The organism is Herbaspirillum sp. GW822-FHT03A08, assembly GCF_058801885.1.
The window spans coordinates 541,141-558,441 of the sequence record NZ_JBXANR010000002.1 but is presented as its reverse complement, the minus strand read 5'-3'; the positions used below and the strand labels follow the sequence as shown (position 1 = coordinate 558,441).

At 58.7% G+C, this 17,301-nt stretch carries 16 protein-coding genes; 7 read left to right on the top strand and 9 right to left on the bottom strand.

What is annotated here, in order from left to right; genetic code table 11:
* Nucleotides 1–20 precede the first annotated feature (20 nt).
* From argB to AC1RN6_RS07555, 4 genes are all read right to left on the bottom strand, one after another.
* Entirely contained in the window at nt 21–920 is a 900-nt protein-coding gene (gene argB, locus AC1RN6_RS07570; RefSeq protein ID WP_050476355.1) for an acetylglutamate kinase, read from the bottom strand.
* 152 nt (nt 921–1,072) lie between these two features.
* Nucleotides 1,073–1,885, bottom strand: coding sequence for an SPOR domain-containing protein (locus tag AC1RN6_RS07565; protein WP_493004283.1), 813 nt, complete (start codon nt 1,883–1,885; stop codon nt 1,073–1,075).
* A gap of 44 nt (nt 1,886–1,929) precedes the next feature.
* Complete coding sequence (locus AC1RN6_RS07560; RefSeq protein ID WP_493004281.1) at nt 1,930–2,691, bottom strand: type III pantothenate kinase; 762 nt, start codon at nt 2,689–2,691, stop codon at nt 1,930–1,932.
* Between the two features lie 4 nt (nt 2,692–2,695).
* Nucleotides 2,696–3,556, bottom strand: a complete 861-nt coding sequence (locus AC1RN6_RS07555) for a biotin--[acetyl-CoA-carboxylase] ligase (RefSeq protein ID WP_493004280.1) — start codon at nt 3,554–3,556, stop codon at nt 2,696–2,698.
* Nucleotides 3,557–3,732: 176 nt separating this feature from the next.
* On the opposite strand from AC1RN6_RS07555, the gene AC1RN6_RS07550 reads away from it, so the two are divergent.
* From AC1RN6_RS07550 to AC1RN6_RS07535, 4 genes are all read left to right on the top strand, one after another.
* Complete coding sequence (locus tag AC1RN6_RS07550) at nt 3,733–4,803, top strand: VanZ family protein (RefSeq protein ID WP_493004279.1); 1,071 nt, start codon at nt 3,733–3,735, stop codon at nt 4,801–4,803.
* Between the two features lie 53 nt (nt 4,804–4,856).
* Complete coding sequence (locus AC1RN6_RS07545; RefSeq protein WP_050476350.1) at nt 4,857–5,195, top strand: (2Fe-2S) ferredoxin domain-containing protein; 339 nt, start codon at nt 4,857–4,859, stop codon at nt 5,193–5,195.
* A gap of 22 nt (nt 5,196–5,217) precedes the next feature.
* A complete protein-coding gene (locus AC1RN6_RS07540) occupies nt 5,218–5,853 on the top strand; it encodes an alpha/beta hydrolase (protein ID WP_493004277.1) in 636 nt (211 codons plus the stop codon).
* A 290-nt stretch (nt 5,854–6,143) separates the two neighbouring features.
* Entirely contained in the window at nt 6,144–7,304 is a 1,161-nt protein-coding gene (locus AC1RN6_RS07535; protein WP_493004276.1) for a D-alanyl-D-alanine carboxypeptidase family protein, read from the top strand.
* 150 nt (nt 7,305–7,454) lie between these two features.
* Here AC1RN6_RS07535 and ahpF read toward each other — a convergent pair whose 3' ends face one another.
* Together ahpF and ahpC are read right to left on the bottom strand one after the other, a co-directional pair.
* Entirely contained in the window at nt 7,455–9,050 is a 1,596-nt protein-coding gene (gene ahpF, locus AC1RN6_RS07530) for an alkyl hydroperoxide reductase subunit F (protein ID WP_493004274.1), read from the bottom strand.
* Nucleotides 9,051–9,321: 271 nt separating this feature from the next.
* Nucleotides 9,322–9,885: an alkyl hydroperoxide reductase subunit C gene (gene ahpC / locus AC1RN6_RS07525; RefSeq protein WP_493004273.1), complete on the bottom strand. Its 564-nt coding sequence runs from the start codon at nt 9,883–9,885 to the stop codon at nt 9,322–9,324.
* A 336-nt stretch (nt 9,886–10,221) separates the two neighbouring features.
* On the opposite strand from ahpC, the gene AC1RN6_RS07520 reads away from it, so the two are divergent.
* Complete coding sequence (locus AC1RN6_RS07520; protein ID WP_493004272.1) at nt 10,222–10,662, top strand: acyl-CoA thioesterase; 441 nt, start codon at nt 10,222–10,224, stop codon at nt 10,660–10,662.
* A 71-nt stretch (nt 10,663–10,733) separates the two neighbouring features.
* On the opposite strand, the gene AC1RN6_RS07515 is transcribed toward AC1RN6_RS07520, so the two are convergent.
* A complete protein-coding gene (locus AC1RN6_RS07515) occupies nt 10,734–12,602 on the bottom strand; it encodes a phosphoenolpyruvate carboxykinase (GTP) (RefSeq protein ID WP_493004271.1) in 1,869 nt (622 codons plus the stop codon).
* A gap of 558 nt (nt 12,603–13,160) precedes the next feature.
* On the bottom strand, nt 13,161–14,045 hold the full coding sequence (locus AC1RN6_RS07510) for a LysR family transcriptional regulator (RefSeq protein ID WP_493004270.1): 885 nt from the start codon (nt 14,043–14,045) through the stop codon (nt 13,161–13,163).
* Between the two features lie 190 nt (nt 14,046–14,235).
* Between AC1RN6_RS07510 and AC1RN6_RS07505 the strand changes: the two genes are divergently transcribed.
* Nucleotides 14,236–15,237 (top strand): zinc-dependent alcohol dehydrogenase family protein, encoded by a 1,002-nt coding sequence (locus tag AC1RN6_RS07505; protein ID WP_493004268.1) that lies wholly within the window; start codon nt 14,236–14,238, stop codon nt 15,235–15,237.
* A 101-nt stretch (nt 15,238–15,338) separates the two neighbouring features.
* A complete protein-coding gene (locus tag AC1RN6_RS07500; protein ID WP_493004267.1) occupies nt 15,339–16,325 on the top strand; it encodes a D-2-hydroxyacid dehydrogenase family protein in 987 nt (328 codons plus the stop codon).
* On the opposite strand, the gene AC1RN6_RS07495 is transcribed toward AC1RN6_RS07500, so the two are convergent.
* Entirely contained in the window at nt 16,303–17,058 is a 756-nt protein-coding gene (locus AC1RN6_RS07495) for an L-asparaginase (RefSeq protein ID WP_493004266.1), read from the bottom strand. The two genes, AC1RN6_RS07500 and AC1RN6_RS07495, sit on opposite strands and share 23 nt — an antisense overlap.
* Between the last annotated feature and the right edge of the window lie 243 nt (nt 17,059–17,301).

Sequence of the window (17,301 nt, the reverse complement as noted above, 5' to 3'; positions counted from 1 at the left end):
TGCGGCGAAAGCCTATGCGATCAGTGCGAGCGGATCATGGTACCGAAAGCCTGCTCGGTCAGCACTTCCAGCAGCAGCGAATGCTCGATGCGGCCATCGATGATGTGCACGGTGTTGACGCCGGACTTGGCGGCATCCAGCGCCGATGAAATCTTCGGCAGCATGCCGCCGGAAATCGTGCCGTCTTCGAACATCTCATCGATTTCGCGCGCCGACAGGTCGGTCAGCAAATTGCCCTTTTTGTCTTGCACACCGGCAATATTGGTCATCATGATCAGCTTTTCAGCGTGCAGGATCTCGGCAATCTTGCCGGCCACCACATCAGCGTTGATGTTGTAAGCCTGACCATCATCGCCGAAGCCGATCGGCGAAATAATCGGAATGAAAGCATCATCCTGCAAGGCCTTGACCACGGCAGGATTGATCGCTTCGATCTCGCCGACGAAGCCGATATCGAGGAATTGCCCCGGATTCTCCTTGTCCGGCATACGCATCTTGTGCGCACGGATCAGGCCGCCGTCCTTGCCGGTCAGACCGACTGCCTGGCCGCCGTAATGGTTGATCAGCATCACGATGTCCTGCTGCACTTCGCCGCCCAGCACCCACTCCACCACTTCCATGGTTTCTTCATCGGTAATGCGCATGCCTTGCACGAAGGTGCCTTGCTTGCCGATTTTCTTCAGCGCATTATCGATTTGCGGACCGCCGCCGTGCACCACGACCGGATTCATGCCAACCAGCTTCAGCAGGATCACGTCACGCGCAAAGCCGTGTTTCAGGCGCTCTTCAGTCATGGCGTTGCCGCCGTATTTGACGACGATGGTCTTGCCGTGGAATTTGCGGATATACGGCAAGGCTTCGGCCAGAATTTCGGCCTTGATTTGAGGGGCAACGTCGGTCAGATCGGTCAAGTCGGTCATAGCGCAAATCCTGAGCGGTGAAGAGATATTCGGAATGTCCGCGATTTTACATGGAAAGCGCGAAGCCATTGTTGCAGATGTTGTGTTTTATCGGCACGCATGCCAAATCGGCTTATGCCTTGCAAGCCACGCCCACCTTAGAACCGGCAGTTCTAGCCGGCGCAGTTGCGCATTTCCTGATTCGGAAATTTTGCTTTGAGGCCATCGAGGGATGCTTTGGTCGCCGCATCGATATCACGCCATTGATATGCCTGTCGGGTTGAGGTGACATTGCGCGCCATGATGCGTGCACTGCGCACGCCTTGCGGAATCAACTGGCCGATATAGGCCTTGGCCGCTTCTTCGGTCTTGAAGACGCCGAGCGAAATCGCCCAGCGCAGCGCGGGATTGGATTGCGAATCAGGAATCACGTAGAAATCCTGAATGCCGAGGCGGCGCAGCTCTGCCGCCTTGCGGTCGGCACCGTCCTTACCGTCTTGCGAAGGAATGTAAACCATGTGGCTGGCCGCTTCCTGAACGCTACGCGGCACCGGTTTGGCGGACAGACGCAGACTGGCCAGCTGCGCTTCAAACTTACGGGCTTCAACGGTATTGAAGTTACCGATTTCCGTGCAGGCAATGGTTTCCGTCTTGGGCGCTGTTTTTGGATCAGGTTTTGCCTCTGCCTTTGCATCGGCCTTCGCATCCGCTTTCGGCTCGGGATTGGCGCTCGCCTGTGGAGGCGGCGCATCAGCGGCAGGCTTGGCATTCTTGTCGGCGTCCGCGGCAACTGGTTCTGCTGCCTTGGCCGGCTTCACCAGTTTTTCGCTGTTGGGTGGCAGGATAGTCAGCGTTTCGGGTTGCAGTTGCTGCGCCATGCGCTTGGGCTCATGGCGTTCGGAAGCCGTCGCGCCCAGATAGCCGCGATTCATCGCGAACAACACGCCATTCGCAATCAGTAATAGCCAAAAAAACAATTTCAGCATAGATAACGGTCAGCCCGGTTTATCAAGACAAGAAAGAGAAAGCCTCAGACGCTCGCTGCCACGTGCAGCCCGATCAGCACAAGATTATCGACCTTTTCGCAAGGGATCGCCAGATACGACGCCAGCAGAGATCCTGCGCCGCCGGCCAGCACACACAGCACATCGCCATGCTGCTCGCGATGTTTGACGACAGCACGCTCGATAGCGCCGGTCTGCGCCGCGATACAGCCGGCGATGATGGCATCGGTCGTATTATCGGCGAACGGCGTGGTCACCTCGCTGATCGCTTGTATCTGCGGAAGCTGGGCAGTATTGAGCGCCAGCGATGTCGCCATCACGCCAAGACCGGGAAGGATCATGCCGCCAATGAATTCACCATCTGCGGTAACCGCATCCACCGTCGTCGCCGTACCGCAGGTCGCGACAATCAGCGCGCGATCCGGGAACAAGGCATGCGCGCCGATGGCGGAAGCGAAACGATCGCAACCCAATTGAGTGGGATTTTTGTATCGATTGCGCAAGCCTGCCAACTCTGCTTGCGAGGCAAACCAGATGACCTCGACTTCTGCGCCGAAGACCAGCTGCAGCGCCGCCAGCAATGCATCGCGAAGAACCGGGCCAGCAACGTTGGAAACCACGACGCGTGTAATCGGCAATCCGCCCCATGCCGCAGACAAGTCAGCCACGTCGCCACGCGCAACCGAACCGGCATGCAACCAGCGCTCAGTCTGTTCGCGCGCGAACGCAGGATCGCGCGGGACACCCCATTTGACACGTGTATTGCCAGCATCAATCAATAGCAACATGGCATCACTCCTGCAAGCGCAAAGATACGTCGCCCGCTACCACGGCAACCCGTCCGTCTGCGGTATCGATCAGGAAGCAGCCCTTGTCATCCACGCCGACGGCCGTGCCTTCATGCACCACACGGTCGTTGTCGAGGATGCGCACGACACGTCCGGTGTAGGCGTGCAGACGATTCCAGCGTGCGGCGAAAGCGGCAAATCCTTGTGCGTCAAATTCAGCCAAGGCGTCCGACAAGGCGCTCAGCAACAACGCCAGTAAACGCTCACGATCATGACTCAGCAATTCGGACACATCCGCAACAGCGCGGCCGATGCGGTTTTGCAAATCCTGCGGCATCGCCAGGTTCACGCCGATGCCGATCACGGTCCAAGTTGATGTTGACGCGATTGCATTGGCGTCGACTACTTTATTTTGCGCCGTCTCAATCAGAATCCCGGCCAGCTTGGCGCCATCGCGCAGCACGTCGTTCGGCCATTTCAATTCGACCTTGATGCCGAAAACCACCAGCGCTTCCGCCAGTGCAACACCGATCGCCAGCGGCAAGCCGATCAGCGCATGCAAAGGCCGGCGAAATTTCCACGCCAGCGAAAAAGTCAGCGCCGAAGTCGCCGTCGTATGCCAGGTACGGCCGGCGCGGCCTCGACCTGCAGTCTGCGACTCGGCGACGAGTAAAGTCGGTGTCGCTAACGTCGCAACACGCGCGAGCAAATCGGCATTGGTCGAGCCGGTTTGTGCGACCACTTCAATGGCAACCGGTTTGGCGTGGTCATTGCTCGATGCGGCGATCAATGCGGCAATGCGTTCGGCAGAAATGCTTGTCGTGGTCATCACAGCGTTGGAAGAAGAGGAGTCGGCGGCGTACATGGCCCACATTGTAACGGTTGTCGAAGATGCAAGCGACGAAGAAATCGGGTACCCTCGCCAGCATGGACGCCTCCCACCGACCTCCACAATCGCCTGCACCAGTTGCTCAGCCAAGCTCTGCCGTATCACCTGCAGCAAGGCCCGGCGCGTCATCATTCGCACGTGTCAGCCTGCTGATGTACACATTGCTGATCGTGTACGCCAGCTGGTATCCGTTCACCGGCTGGCGCGACATGGGCCTGCAGCCCTGGGATTATCTGTGGGCGCGCCTGCCCTACTACTGGACCGGTTTCGATCTGTGGACCAACATCGTCGGCTATGCGCCCTTCGGCGCGCTGATCGTGTTCGCGCTGTATCCGCGCATCCGTTCTTATTGGGCGGTGATCCTCAGCACCATCGCAGGCATTGCACTATCGACCCTGATGGAAGCGGTGCAGACCTATCTGCCCACACGCATCCCCTCCAATCTCGATCTGATCACGAATAGTTGCGGCACCCTGCTGGGGGCATTGCTGGGCGCATGGACCGGCCGTTATTTCCTGCGCGAGAGCCGCCTGCTGGAGCTGCGCCGGCGCTGGTTCTCACGCGAGGCCAGCCGCGGGCTGGTGGTGATCGGGCTATGGCCGCTGGCGCTGATCTATCCGCAGAATCACCTGTTCGGCCTCGGCCATCTGGTGCCGCCGCTGTCGAGCCTGCTGTCCGATTTGCTGGATACGCCGATCGATCTGGCGACCTGGTGGACCAACAGCGCGCAATTGACGGCAGAACAATACTGGCTCGCCGAAATCATCGTGACGGCATGCGGCGTAACCGGCGCGATTCTGACCATGCTCCTGCTGCTGCGCAAGCAGGCGCCGCGCAATGCGATGACGGCGGTCTATCTGCTCGCGGCGGTGTTTATCAAATCGCTGTCATGCGCCTTGTTCTTCGCACCTGAAAACGCCTTCGTCTGGTTCACCCCGGGCGCTGCCGGCGGCATGATCATCGGCGGGCTGATGCTGGCCGGCCTGTCTTTCGCGCCGCCTACGGCGCAACGCCGCATCGCAGGGCTGGCGCTGATCTTCAGTCTGGCGGCGACCAATGCGGTGCCGGCCAATCCTTATTTCGTCTCAACGCTGCAGACCTGGGTGCAAGGCAAATTTCTGAATTTCGACGGCGCCGCGCAATTCCTGTCGGTGCTGTGGCCCTTCCTGGCGCTGTGGTTCTTGTATCACCCGGTGCATCGCAAGGCTGCCACCGCAAAATAAGGTCCCGTCTCAAGGTGTATCATGCATGCTTTGGCCCATCCCCGAGCATCAACATGGCAGACACAGCAGACACTCCAGAAAAACCGTTCTATGAACATCACGTTTTCTTTTGCCTGAACCAGCGCAAACCCGGCGAGCGCACCTGCTGCGCCGACAAGGGCGCGCAAGCCGCACAAGAGCACGCCAAGAAACGCATCAAGCAACTCGGCCTGGCCGGTGAAGGCAAGGTCCGCATCAACAAGGCCGGTTGCCTCGAACGCTGCGAAGAAGGTCCGGTCGTGGTGATCTATCCGCAAGGCACCTGGTACACCTTCGTCGACAACGAAGACATTGACGAAATCATCGACTCCCACATCGTCGGCGGCAAGATCGTCGATCGCCTGAAAATCTGAACACCTGAAGACGTCACACCCAATGAACGCCCAAACACAATCGTTCCTGATTCCCGGCGCAGTCGGCCAGCTCGAATGCGCACTGGATCTGCCGGACCCCGAGCAATTCGCTGCGCCGCGCGGTCTGGCGCTGGTCGCCCATCCGCATCCGCTGTTCGGCGGCACCATGGACAACAAGGTCGCACAAACGCTGGCGCGCTCTTTCCTCGCCCTCGGCTATGTGACGGTGCGCATGAATTTTCGCGGCGTCGGCAAATCCGAAGGCGTGCATGATCACGGCCAGGGCGAAACCGACGACATGGCGCTACTGCTCGCGCACATGCGCCGGCAATATCCGGATCTCCCGCTGGCGCTGGGCGGCTTCTCGTTCGGCACCTTTGTGCAGGCACAACTGCAACAGCGTCTGATTGCAGAAGGCACGCCTGCCGAACGCCTGGCGCTGGTCGGTACGGCCGCCGGCAAGTGGCCGATGCCGGACGCGCCAGCCAATACCATTCTGATTCACGGCGAGCTCGACGACACGATTCCACTCAGCGCCGTGCTTGACTGGGCGCGTCCGCAAGAACTGCCGGTGATCGTGATTCCGGGTTCGGATCACTTTTTTCACCGCAAACTGCAACATATCAAGAATCTCATAGTCCAAATGTGGCATCGCTAAATCCCTGTCTCCTGGTCCTACTGCGAGGCCGTGATCCGAAAACCGACAAATGAGGTACGGTACTCGGAATCCTCGTGTACTGAAGTACACTCCGGTATTCTGTGCTTCGGTCGGCACCGGCTGACGGCCTCTCGCTACGGACCATGAGGCAGGGAGTCTATGCAAGCTAATAGCGCCCTGAAGCCTTATTGTCAGGCTCGGCGTTTATAATCCCGGTGCGATGTTCACTCATCTCTTTTCAAACGACAGTCCCGCGAGCAGTCCGGCGGGACACATTTTTACACCTGAAGATGAAAAAACTACTCGCGGCTGTTGCCGCAACCGCCCTGACCTTGTCGGTCACTTTCTCGGCAGCAAGTGCCCAGACCCTTCCACCTCCTGGCGTCGCCGCAAAATCCTGGCTCCTGCTGGATGCCTCGAGCAACCAGATCATGGCCTCGCAAGAAGCCGACATGCGCGTCGAACCGGCGTCGCTGGTCAAACTGATGACCGCTTATCTGGCCTTCGCTGCGGTACGCGACAAGCGCCTCGACCTGAATCAGGAAATCAACGTTTCCGTCAACGCATGGAAGGTCGACCCAAGCAGCTCCAAGATGTTCATCGAGCCGAACAAGCCGGTGTCGATCAACAATCTGCTGTACGGCCTGATCTCGGTCTCCGGCAATGACGCCGCCGTGGCGCTGTCCGAAGCCGTGTCCGGCACCACCGACGCCTTCGTCGTGCTGATGAACCGTGAAGCGCAACGCCAGGGCCTGACCGGCACGCACTTCAGCAATCCGCATGGCTTGCCCAGCCCGGATACGTACACGACCGCGCGCGATCTGGCGATCCTGTGCCGCAACCTGATCAACGACTTCCCCGAGTTTTACAAAACCTATTACTCGGTCAAGAAATTCACCTACAACAACATCACTCAGCCGAACCGCAATCGTCTGCTGTGGCTGGATCCGACCGTCGACGGCATGAAGACCGGACACACCGAAAGCGCCGGCTTCTCGCTGATCACCTCGGCCAAGCGCCCGGTCGCCAACGGCGAGCGCCGTCTGATTTCGGTAGTCATCGGCACGGTTTCCGATCAGGTCCGTACGCAAGAGAGCCAGAAGCTGCTGAACTGGGGCTTCCAGAACTTCGACGCCGTGAAGCTGTACAGCAAGGGCCAGGCCGTCGACACGCCTGATGTGTGGAAGGGATCGCAAGGCAAGATCAAGATCGGCTTCCTGCGCGACGTCTACGTGACCGTACCGAAGGGCACCGCCGACAAGATCAAGCCGCGCGTTGAACGCAACGACCCACTGATCGCGCCGATTTCGGAAAACGCCAAGGTCGGCACGCTGAAGGTCATGATCGACGACAAGGTCGTTACCGAGTTGCCGCTGGTGGCTCTGGAATCAGTCGGTCCTGCCGGCATCTTCGGCCGCGCCTGGGATTCGATGCGCCTGCTGTTCAAGTAAGTCCGTGCACGATGCTGCGGTGAGATGTTTCATCTGATCTCATCGCAGTATCGGCAGCGCAATAAAAAAGCCACCTTACGGTGGCTTTTTTACGTTTGGCTTACTGCTGAAACGAATACTTCATTCTCTGTCAGGCTGCATCAGGCTGCATCAGGCTGCGACAGCCTCTTTTGCTGCAACCGGTGCTTCTTCCGGCGCCGAAGAACGGATCAGGTGATCGAAGGCACTCAGCGCTGCTTTGGAGCCTTCGCCCACTGCAATCACGATCTGCTTGTACGGCACAGTCGTCACATCGCCTGCTGCGAACACGCCGGGGATCGAAGTCTGACCCTTGGCATCGATTTCGATTTCGCCGTGCTTGGACAAGGCTACTGTACCCTTGAGCCATTCGGTGTTCGGCACCAGACCGATCTGAACGAAAACGCCTTCCAGTTCGACGTGCTTCACTTCACCGCTGACACGTTCCTTGTAGCTGATGCCGTTGACCTTCTTGCCGTCGCCGGTGATCTCGGTGGTTTGCACCGAGGTCACGATGGTGACGTTGGGCAGGCTCTTCAGCTTGCGCACCAGCACTGCATCGGCCTTCAGTTCAGCTGCAAATTCCAGCAAGGTGACATGGCTGACGATGCCGGCCAGATCGATTGCCGCTTCCACGCCGGAGTTGCCGCCGCCGATGACCGACACGCGCTTGCCCTTGAACAAAGGACCATCGCAGTGCGGGCAGTAAGCGACACCGTGGTTGCGGTATTCGCGCTCGCCCGGCACGTTGACTTCGCGCCAGCGTGCGCCGGTCGACAGAATCACAGTCTTGCCCTTCAAGACGCCGCCGTTGGCCAGCTTGACTTCGATCAGGCCATTGCCGGGCACCAGTGCTTCAGCGCGTTGCGTGTTCATGATGTCGACGTCATAAGTACGGACGTGCTGTTCCAGCGCCGTAGCGAATTGCGGGCCTTCGGTTTCCTTGACGGAGACAAAGTTTTCAATCGCCAGCGTATCCAGCACCTGGCCGCCGAAACGTTCTGCAACGACACCGGTACGAATGCCTTTGCGCGCAGCATAAATCGCTGCTGCTGCACCTGCTGGGCCACCGCCGACGATCAATACATCGTAGGCTTCCTTGGCGCTCAGTTCTTCACCCTTGCGCGCTGCGGCGCCGGTGTCGAGCTTGGCGAGGATTTCTTCCACGCCGGTGCGGCCCTGGCCGAACACTTCACCGTTCATGTAGACGGTCGGCACAGCCATGATCTGGCGCTTCTCGACTTCGTCCTGGAACAGCGCGCCATCCACCGTCACCGAGCGGATCCGGGGGTTGATGATCGACATCACGTTCAGCGCCTGCACGACTTCCGGGCAGTTCTGGCAAGTCAGCGAGATATAAGTTTCAAAGGTGTAATCGCCATCCAGATTACGGATCTGTTCGATCACCTTGTCGTCGAGCTTGATGGGGTGGCCGCCGACTTGCAGCAGCGCCAGCACCAGCGACGTAAATTCGTGGCCCATCGGGATACCTGCGAACTGCACGCTGATATCGGTACCGGGGCGATTCAATGAAAAGGACGGCTTGCGTGTTGCATGATCGTTGCGCTCGACCAGCGTGATGCGCTCGGACAGCGTGACGATTTCCTGCAGCAGCTCCTGCAACTCACGAGACTTGGCGCCATCATCCAGCGACGCGACGATCTCGATAGGCTGCGTGACCTTTTCCAGGTAGGCTTTCAATTGGGCTTTGAGATTGGCATCCAACATGATGATTTCCACTTTCCTCTGATGTGAGATTTCAATATTGTCCGGACTCCGCCGCTCGGCCTCGTGAGCTCTGCGGCGTTGCTTGCGCCGAGCCCGGACTGGTACTTCAGTGTTTGTTTCTGTACTTCTTGATGCTTAACGAATGCGTTAAATCGTCGGGTGGGCGTAGCGAGCGGTCCGAGGTCGAAGCGAGAAGCGCAGCCGTACGGATGTACGGCGAGCATCACAGCTTTGAGATCGGGCCGCGCAGTAGCCCAATCAGCGATTTAAATTAGATCTTGCCGACCAGATCCAGGGAAGGCTTCAGAGTTTCTGCGCCTTCAGTCCACTTTGCCGGGCAAACTTCACCTGGGTGCGAAGCAACGTATTGCGCTGCCTTGACCTTGCGCAGCAGTTCGGAAGCGTCGCGGCCGATACCGTTGTCATGGATTTCCAGAACCTTGATCTGACCTTCTGGATTGATGACGAAAGTACCGCGCAGTGCCAGGCCTTCTTCTTCGATCAGGACTTCGAAGTTGCGAGCCAGAGTTGTTGTTGGGTCGCCGACCAGTGGGTATTGCACTTTCTTGATGGCTTCCGAAGTGTCGTGCCATGCCTTGTGCGCGAAATGAGTGTCGGTCGACACGCCGTAGATTTCCACGCCCAGCTTCTTGAATTCAGCGTAGTTGTTGGCCAGGTCTTCCAGTTCTGTCGGGCAGACGAAAGTAAAGTCAGCTGGGTAGAACACGAACACGGACCATTTGCCCTTCAGAGTTGCTTCGGTGATGTCGACGAATTTGCCGTCGTGGTAAGCAGTTGCTTTGAATGGCTTGACTGTCGTATTGATCAGGGACATTGCGTTTCCTTTACTTAGGGGTTGAAAGAGAGTGAAGAGATAGTAAAGCGCCTCTATATATTAATCAAATTTATTTGTTTAATACTTTCGATTGCATTTGACTATCAACATTCGTGTGAAGCGGCATGCCGCGTGTAACAAGGGATAGGAGGCATATGGGCACGAAGTTGCCCGAAACAACCAATGCAACCATGGGCTTTGCCCTCCCTGCTGCGCCGCCAGAGGCGATCGCTTACACTGCTGACTCACCGTTCAGTAGAAATCGGGAGACAGGGTTCGTTCCCGCCGCAATATTACTTCAGCACGGCAACACGCGTGTGACCAGCCCACGATAAGATGACAAACAAACCGACCGCCTCCCTTCGCGCCGATTATCCGCACTTCCACACCTTGCAGACGCGCTGGATGGACAACGACGTCTACGGCCACGTCAACAATGTGATTTATTACAGCTGGTTCGACACTGCAGTGAATCATTTCCTGATGGCAAAACAAGCCCTCGACATCCCCGACGGTGAGGTCATCGGCCTGGTCATCGAGACGCATTGCAATTATTTTGCACCGGTCAGCTTTCCGGATACGGTGCATGTCGGTGTACGTGTGGCAAACATCGGCAACTCCAGCGTGCGTTATGAAGTGGGGATTTTTCGCGAGAGCGATGCGACGGCGGCGGCGCAAGGCCACTTTATCCACGTCTATGTCGACGCCGCAACGCGCCGTCCGGTAAAGGTGCCGGACCGCATGCGCGACGTGCTGCAGACTATCTTGCGGGTATAAAAAAAACGGCCATCGACATCGTCGACGGCCGTTTTCCTTAACAGTGTGAAACGATCAGATTCTTGACGCCATCAGGCTGCCAGCTTCTTCTCCAGCGCTACTTTCACTTCAACCAGTTCCTTCGGCAAGTTATGTTTCAGCTTGTCGAACAGCTCGGTGTGCAACGCAACTTCCTGAGCCCAGGCCGCCTTGTCGATCGAGGTGATCATGGCGAACTGTTCCGGCGTGAAGTCGATGCCGTCCCATTGCAGGTCTTCGTAACGCGGCGACACGCCGAAGATGTGGGGAACGCCGCCGACGCGTACGCCTTGCGGATCTTCGATGCGTTCCAGCATCCATTTCAGCACGCGCATGTTGTCGCCGAAGCCAGGCCAGACGAACTTGCCGTCAGCGTCCGTGCGGAACCAGTTGACGCAGTAAATTTTCGGCAGTTCGGCAGGCGACGCGGCGATCTTGCGACCCAGATTCAGCCAGTGCTGGAAGTAGTCGCTCATGTTGTAGCCGGCGAACGGCAGCATCGCGAACGGATCGCGGCGCACCACGCCTTGTTGGCCAACGGCGGCGGCAGTGGTTTCCGAGCCCATGGTCGCAGCCATGTAGACGCCTTCCACCCAGTTGCGCGCTTCAGTGACCAAAGGCACGGTGGTCGAACGACGACCGCCGAAGATGAACGCCGAAATCGGCACGCCTGCCGGGTCATCCCACGCAGCATCGATCACAGGATTTTGTGTCGCGGCGACGGTGAAACGCGCGTTCGGATGGGCAGCCTTGCGGCCGGTTTCCCTGGCGATTTCAGGCGTCCAGTCCTTGCCTTGCCAGTCGACCAGATGTGCAGGCGCTTCCTTGGTCATGCCTTCCCACCAGACATCGCCGTCGTCGGTCAGTGCGACGTTGGTGAAGATGGTGTTGGCGCGCAGCGATGCCATGCAGTTGAAGTTGGTCTTTTCGTTGGTGCCCGGGGCCACGCCGAAATAACCCGCTTCCGGATTGATCGCGTACAAGCGACCGTCCTGACCCGGTTTGATCCAGGCGATGTCGTCGCCGATGGTGGTGACTTTCCAGCCGTCGAAGGACTTCGGCGGAATCAGCATCGCGAAATTGGTCTTGCCGCACGCCGACGGGAAGGCTGCTGCAACGTAATGCTTTTTACCTTCAGGCGACTCCACGCCGAGGATCAGCATGTGTTCTGCCAGCCAGCCCTGATCGCGGCCCATGGTCGACGCGATGCGCAGTGCGAAGCACTTCTTGCCCAGCAACGCATTGCCGCCGTAGCCGGAACCGTACGACCAGATCTCACGGGTCTCCGGATAGTGCACGATGTACTTGGTGGCGTTGCATGGCCAGGCGACGTCTTTTTCACCCGGTTGCAGCGGCGCGCCGACGGTGTGCACGCATGGCACGAAATCGCCGTCGCTGCCCAGCACGTCGTACACGGCCTTGCCCATGCGGGTCATGATGCGCATGTTCACCGCGACATAAGGTGAGTCCGACAACTCAACGCCGATGTGCGCGATCGGCGAACCCAATGGCCCCATCGAAAACGGCACGACATATAAAGTGCGGCCGCGCATGCTGCCTGCAAACAGACCGTTGAGGGTCGTGCGCATTTCGGCAGGGTCGGTCCAGTTATTGGTCGGGCCGGCGTCTTCCTTGTTCTTGGAGCAGATGAAGGTGCGATCTTCCACGCGCGCCACGTCCGACGGATCGGAGCAGGCCAGATAACTGTTCGGGCGCTTTTCCTGATTCAGCTTCTTCATGGTGCCGGCGGCGACCATTTCTGCGCACAGGCGGTCGTACTCTTCCTGCGAACCGTCGCACCAGTAGATGCTTTCCGGCTTGGTCAGCGCAGCGATCTCGGCGACCCAGTTGATCAGTTTTTGGTGTTTGACGAAAGCGGGGGCGTTCAATGCGGCGACGCCTTCCATCACGGGTTGATTCATAACACTACCTCCAATGCCTAAAGTTAAATCGAATTCGTTGGCACGGCAGGATCGTCGTTGCATGCAGTCGGCGAGGCGGATGGCGCCATCAGCCGGTGGTACGGCGGTCTTGTCGAATGCAGTCAGGTCATGACTGCGTGGCTGCTCGCGAAGTAGGCGAGCGGGCCGGATTGAGCCATGGTCATCACTGAAACCGTTCATAAATATGCTGCCGGGGATTGTTCCGCAGCCACTGCTTTTATGAAAATCAGGCGGCGATTGTACACCCGTACCTTGCTTAATTGTAGTGAAAAGTAACCGACTAATGTAGTAGGAAATACGCTTTTAACGTGATCGCGTTTTTTCATTACGAAGCAGTGCAGCAAAAGAAACGCAAGCGACTTCGCCTGCCAAAGTCTTACGGGGTAGACACCGCTGCGATGCCAAAGTGCCACAGGACAAACGGACGATCTGTTGTCAGCGCCTGACTGACATTGCTGTGCAGCAGCACAAAATTAAGACGGCGAATTTATCGAATGCAGCCGAAGAAGCTTGCCGGGAAAAAGTGTCTGAAAAACATCAAAAGATGCCGGCAACGAAGTCCACAAAGGCCTTGATCTTCGCCGCCCGGTGATGCTTCTGCTGAAACAGCACCGAGACGTCCGGCCCCGGCGCCAGCCAGTCCTGCAACACCGGCACCAGTTCGCCGCTGCGCACGGGTGGAATCAGCGACACCGACATCTGCTGCACGATGCCGCAACCAGCCTTGGAGGACTCGATCAGCGATTCCACGTGATCCATCGCCAGCGCGCCTTGCGGAATGTGGGTGTAGCTGTCCTTGCCCTTGGAAAATTGCCATGAGCGCACCATGCGCGACCGGGGATTGAGAAAACCGAGGCAGGCAAAATCCGCCAGCTCCTGCGGCGTCTTCGGCGCGCCATGGCGGTCAAGGAAAGCCGGCGATGCGCAGGTCATGAAGCTGGTTTTGAACACCGTCTTGGCAATCAGATTGGAACTGGGCAGATCGCCGATCCGGATCACCACATCGACGCCCTCTTCCACCATGTCGATCATGCGGTCGCCGACAGTGATCTTCAGCGCGATGTCCGGATACTGTGCGAGAAATTTGGGCAGCGCAGGCGCAATGTACTGGCGGCTGATGATGCTGGGCATATCCACGCGCAAGGTACCGGCGGGCATGGCGTTCGACTGCATCAGCCCCTCTTCCAGCTCGCTCATGTCGCCGAGCAGCTTCAGCGCCTGCTCATAGCATTGGCGCCCCTCCGCCGTCAGCGACATGCTGCGCGTGGTGCGGTTGAGCAGCTTGATGCGAAAGTGCGCTTCCAGCGCCGACACCTGATTGGTCACCGACGACGTCGAGATGCCGAGCCTGTCGGCGGCGCGGCTGAAACCACCGGCCTCGACCACGCTGCAGAACACTTTCAGGGCATCCAGTCGGTCCATGTTTTTCTCTCTGTTTTAATCGCTGATCTTGTGTCTTGCGCGCTGTTTGGGCTGCAATCGATTATCCACGTTTTCATCATTCTGTATTACCGCCTGCCCCGTTTTTCTGCTTCCTATCCCTCTCTACACTGGCTCCATCGCTGAAGACACACCGCTCGGCGCCCGACCATCACCATTGAAAGGAAACGTCATGAACGCCAACACCATGCAAGCAGTCTTGCTCAACGCCACCGCCACTCCGTTGCAAATTACGGAAATCACCCGTCCTGTCGCCGGCCCCAGCCAGGTACTGGTGCGCATTCGCGCCAGCGGCCTCAATCCGCTCGACGCCAAAATTCGCGCCGGCAAGGCCGGTCATGCGCAGGCGCAGTTGCCCGCTGTCCTCGGCATCGACATGGCCGGCGTGGTCGAAGCCGTCGGCGACGGCGTCACCAGCTTCAATATCGGCGACGAAGTCTACGGCATGACCGGCGGCGTCGGCAGCGTGCAAGGTTCGCTGGCGCAATTTGCCGCCGTCGACGCCGGTCTACTGGCGCACAAGCCATCCAACATCGGCATGCGTGACGCCGCCGCCCTGCCGCTGATCTTCATCACCGCCTGGGAAGGCCTGGTCGATCGCGCGCGCATCCATGCCGGCCAGAAAGTACTGGTGCATGGCGGCGCCGGCGGCGTCGGCCATATCGCGGTGCAGATCGCCATCGCTTTCGGCGCCGACGTCTATGCCACCGGCTCGGCCGAGCAACGCGACATCATCACCGGCTACGGCGCCACCTTCATCGACTATCGCACCTCCACGGTGGAAGAGTACGTGCAGCAATACACCGGTGGCGAAGGTTTCGACATCGTCTACGACACCGTTGGCGGCGCTACGCTGGATGCATCCTTCGTCGCGGCGCGCCGTTACCACGGCCATGTCGTCAGCTGTCTCGGCTGGGGGACGCATGCATTGGCGCCCTTGTCGTTCCGCGCGGCGACTTACTCCGGCGTCTTTACGCTGATGCCGCTGCTGACCGGCAAGGGCCGCGCACACCACGGCAAAATCATGAAAGAAGCCGCCAAACTGGTCGAAGCAGGCAAGGTCATCGTCCAGGTTGACGCACGCCGCTTTGGCTTCGATCAAGCCGACGCCGCTTATGACGTAATCGATGCGGGCGGCGCACGCGGCAAGCTGGTGATCGAGATCCCGGCCTGAAATCGTTACATAAGCGTCATGCATTGAAAGGGCGCGGCAAAAATCCGGCGGGCGTTTTATGATGTGGCTTTACTCAATAGCGACCGCCCTCCGGAGACCACATGAAGATCGCCATTCTCGACGACTACCAGGACAGCGTCCGTCAGCTCGACTGTTTCAAGATGCTGGACGGACATGATGTCAAAGTATTTACCAACAGCGTGCGCGGCGCCGGGCAACTGGTCGCGCGCCTGACACCGTTCGATGCGGTGGTGCTGATTCGTGAACGCACGGCCTTCAACAAGGCGCTGCTGGAAAAATTGCCGGCGCTGAAACTGATCTCGCAAACCGGCAAGGTCAGCGGCCATGTCGATGTTGCCGCAGCTACCGCTCAGCGCATCGCTATCGTCGAAGGTGTCGGTGATCCGACTGCGCCGTCGGAGCTGACCTGGGCGCTGCTCATGGCAGCCGCGCGTCGCGTACCGCAATACACCGCCAATCTCAAAGCCGGCATCTGGCAGCAAGTTTCCGCCGTGCCGGAACACAATCCTCTCGGCGTCGCACTCAAAGGCCGTACGCTCGGCATCTGGGGCTACGGAAAAATCGGCCGCACGGTGGCAGGCTACGGCAAAGCCTTTGGCATGAAAGTGGTGGTGTGGGGCCGCGACGCCAGCCGCGCGCAGGCACAGCAAGACGGCTATACCGCGGCAGAGAGCAAGGAAGAATTTTTTGCGACGTCGGATTTCGTGTCGGTGCATCTGCGCCTCAACGATGCCACGCGCGGCATCGTGACCGCAGCAGACCTGGCGCAGATGAAGCCGACGGCAACCTTCATCAACACCAGCCGCGCTGAACTGGTGGCCGGGGGCGCGCTGGAAGCAGCGCTGCAACAAGGCCGTCCCGGTTTCGCCGGACTCGATGTTTTCGAAACTGAACCGCTGCCGCAAGATTCACCGCTGCTGCGCATGGACAACGTAGTCGCCACACCGCATCTCGGCTATGTGGAAAAAGACGGCTACGAGTTGTACTTCCGCGCGGCGTTCCAGAACATCGTCGACTTCGCCAACGGCACGCCGAAAAATGTCCTCAATCCTGAGGCGTTGGCTTAATGCGAACAGGCCTCGGCGGCGCATACGCCAGATGAGGCGCGTGCGACACTTTCCATAAGTGCGCCCAGCCGGGAGGCCACGGCAGCGGCGGTCCGGCATACGGTGCGACACCGCGACGCACCGCAATCACGGGCAGATGTTCCGGCATCTGCCCCGTGTGATCCCAGCCCAGACTGAATGCATAGTCAGGCAACAAGGCGTTGCACACTGACGCAAACCAGTCGGTGTGATCTTCATCTCTTCCCAGCGCCTGCGCCAGCCCGTGCGGATCGAATTGCGCCAGTGCGCTCGCCAGATCCTGCGCGCTCGCACCCGGCACATCGCCCCAGCCAAAAATCGGATTGAAGTTGTAATCGGCTCCGGATCCATACCAGCCTTCGCGCCACGGGCGTTCATTCCAATGCCGCGGACCGGCGAACAAATGCCAGCGCCAATGCAGACCGGAAGGCTTGGGCCAGCTATATAGATACAGACGCTGGTACCCGGCCGCATGCAGTTCACGCACCATCGCCATCAGCCGCGCGTGCGGCATGCGGTCCGGGGGCGCGCGGCGAAACAGGATCGGCGTGCCATCCGCGTGCTGCACTTCATCCGACGACAGATTGAGATCGAGCGTACGCACCTCGCTGCCGAAGCGCGCAGAAATCCACCCCGTCAATAAATTGACGGAGACGATGACGCCATAGCCGCGATGACGATGAAAGATGACGGTGCCGGGAGCGATCGGTTTCATATCCCCTCGATTTTATCCAACTATAAAAAATCTGACTGACGACGGCATGACTGCTGTGTGACGCCAGGTTGACTTAGGTGCTTATCGTTTAATGAAATTCAACCGCACGTGAAGAATTCATTCGCAAAACGTCTTTGCAGTTTCCACATGGAAATTTACGAAAGCCAGTCTGCATGCGGTTTTGCGGACCATCTTGTAGACAACATGAATATTGTTTTGCCAATAAAATGCGTGGCACGCAAT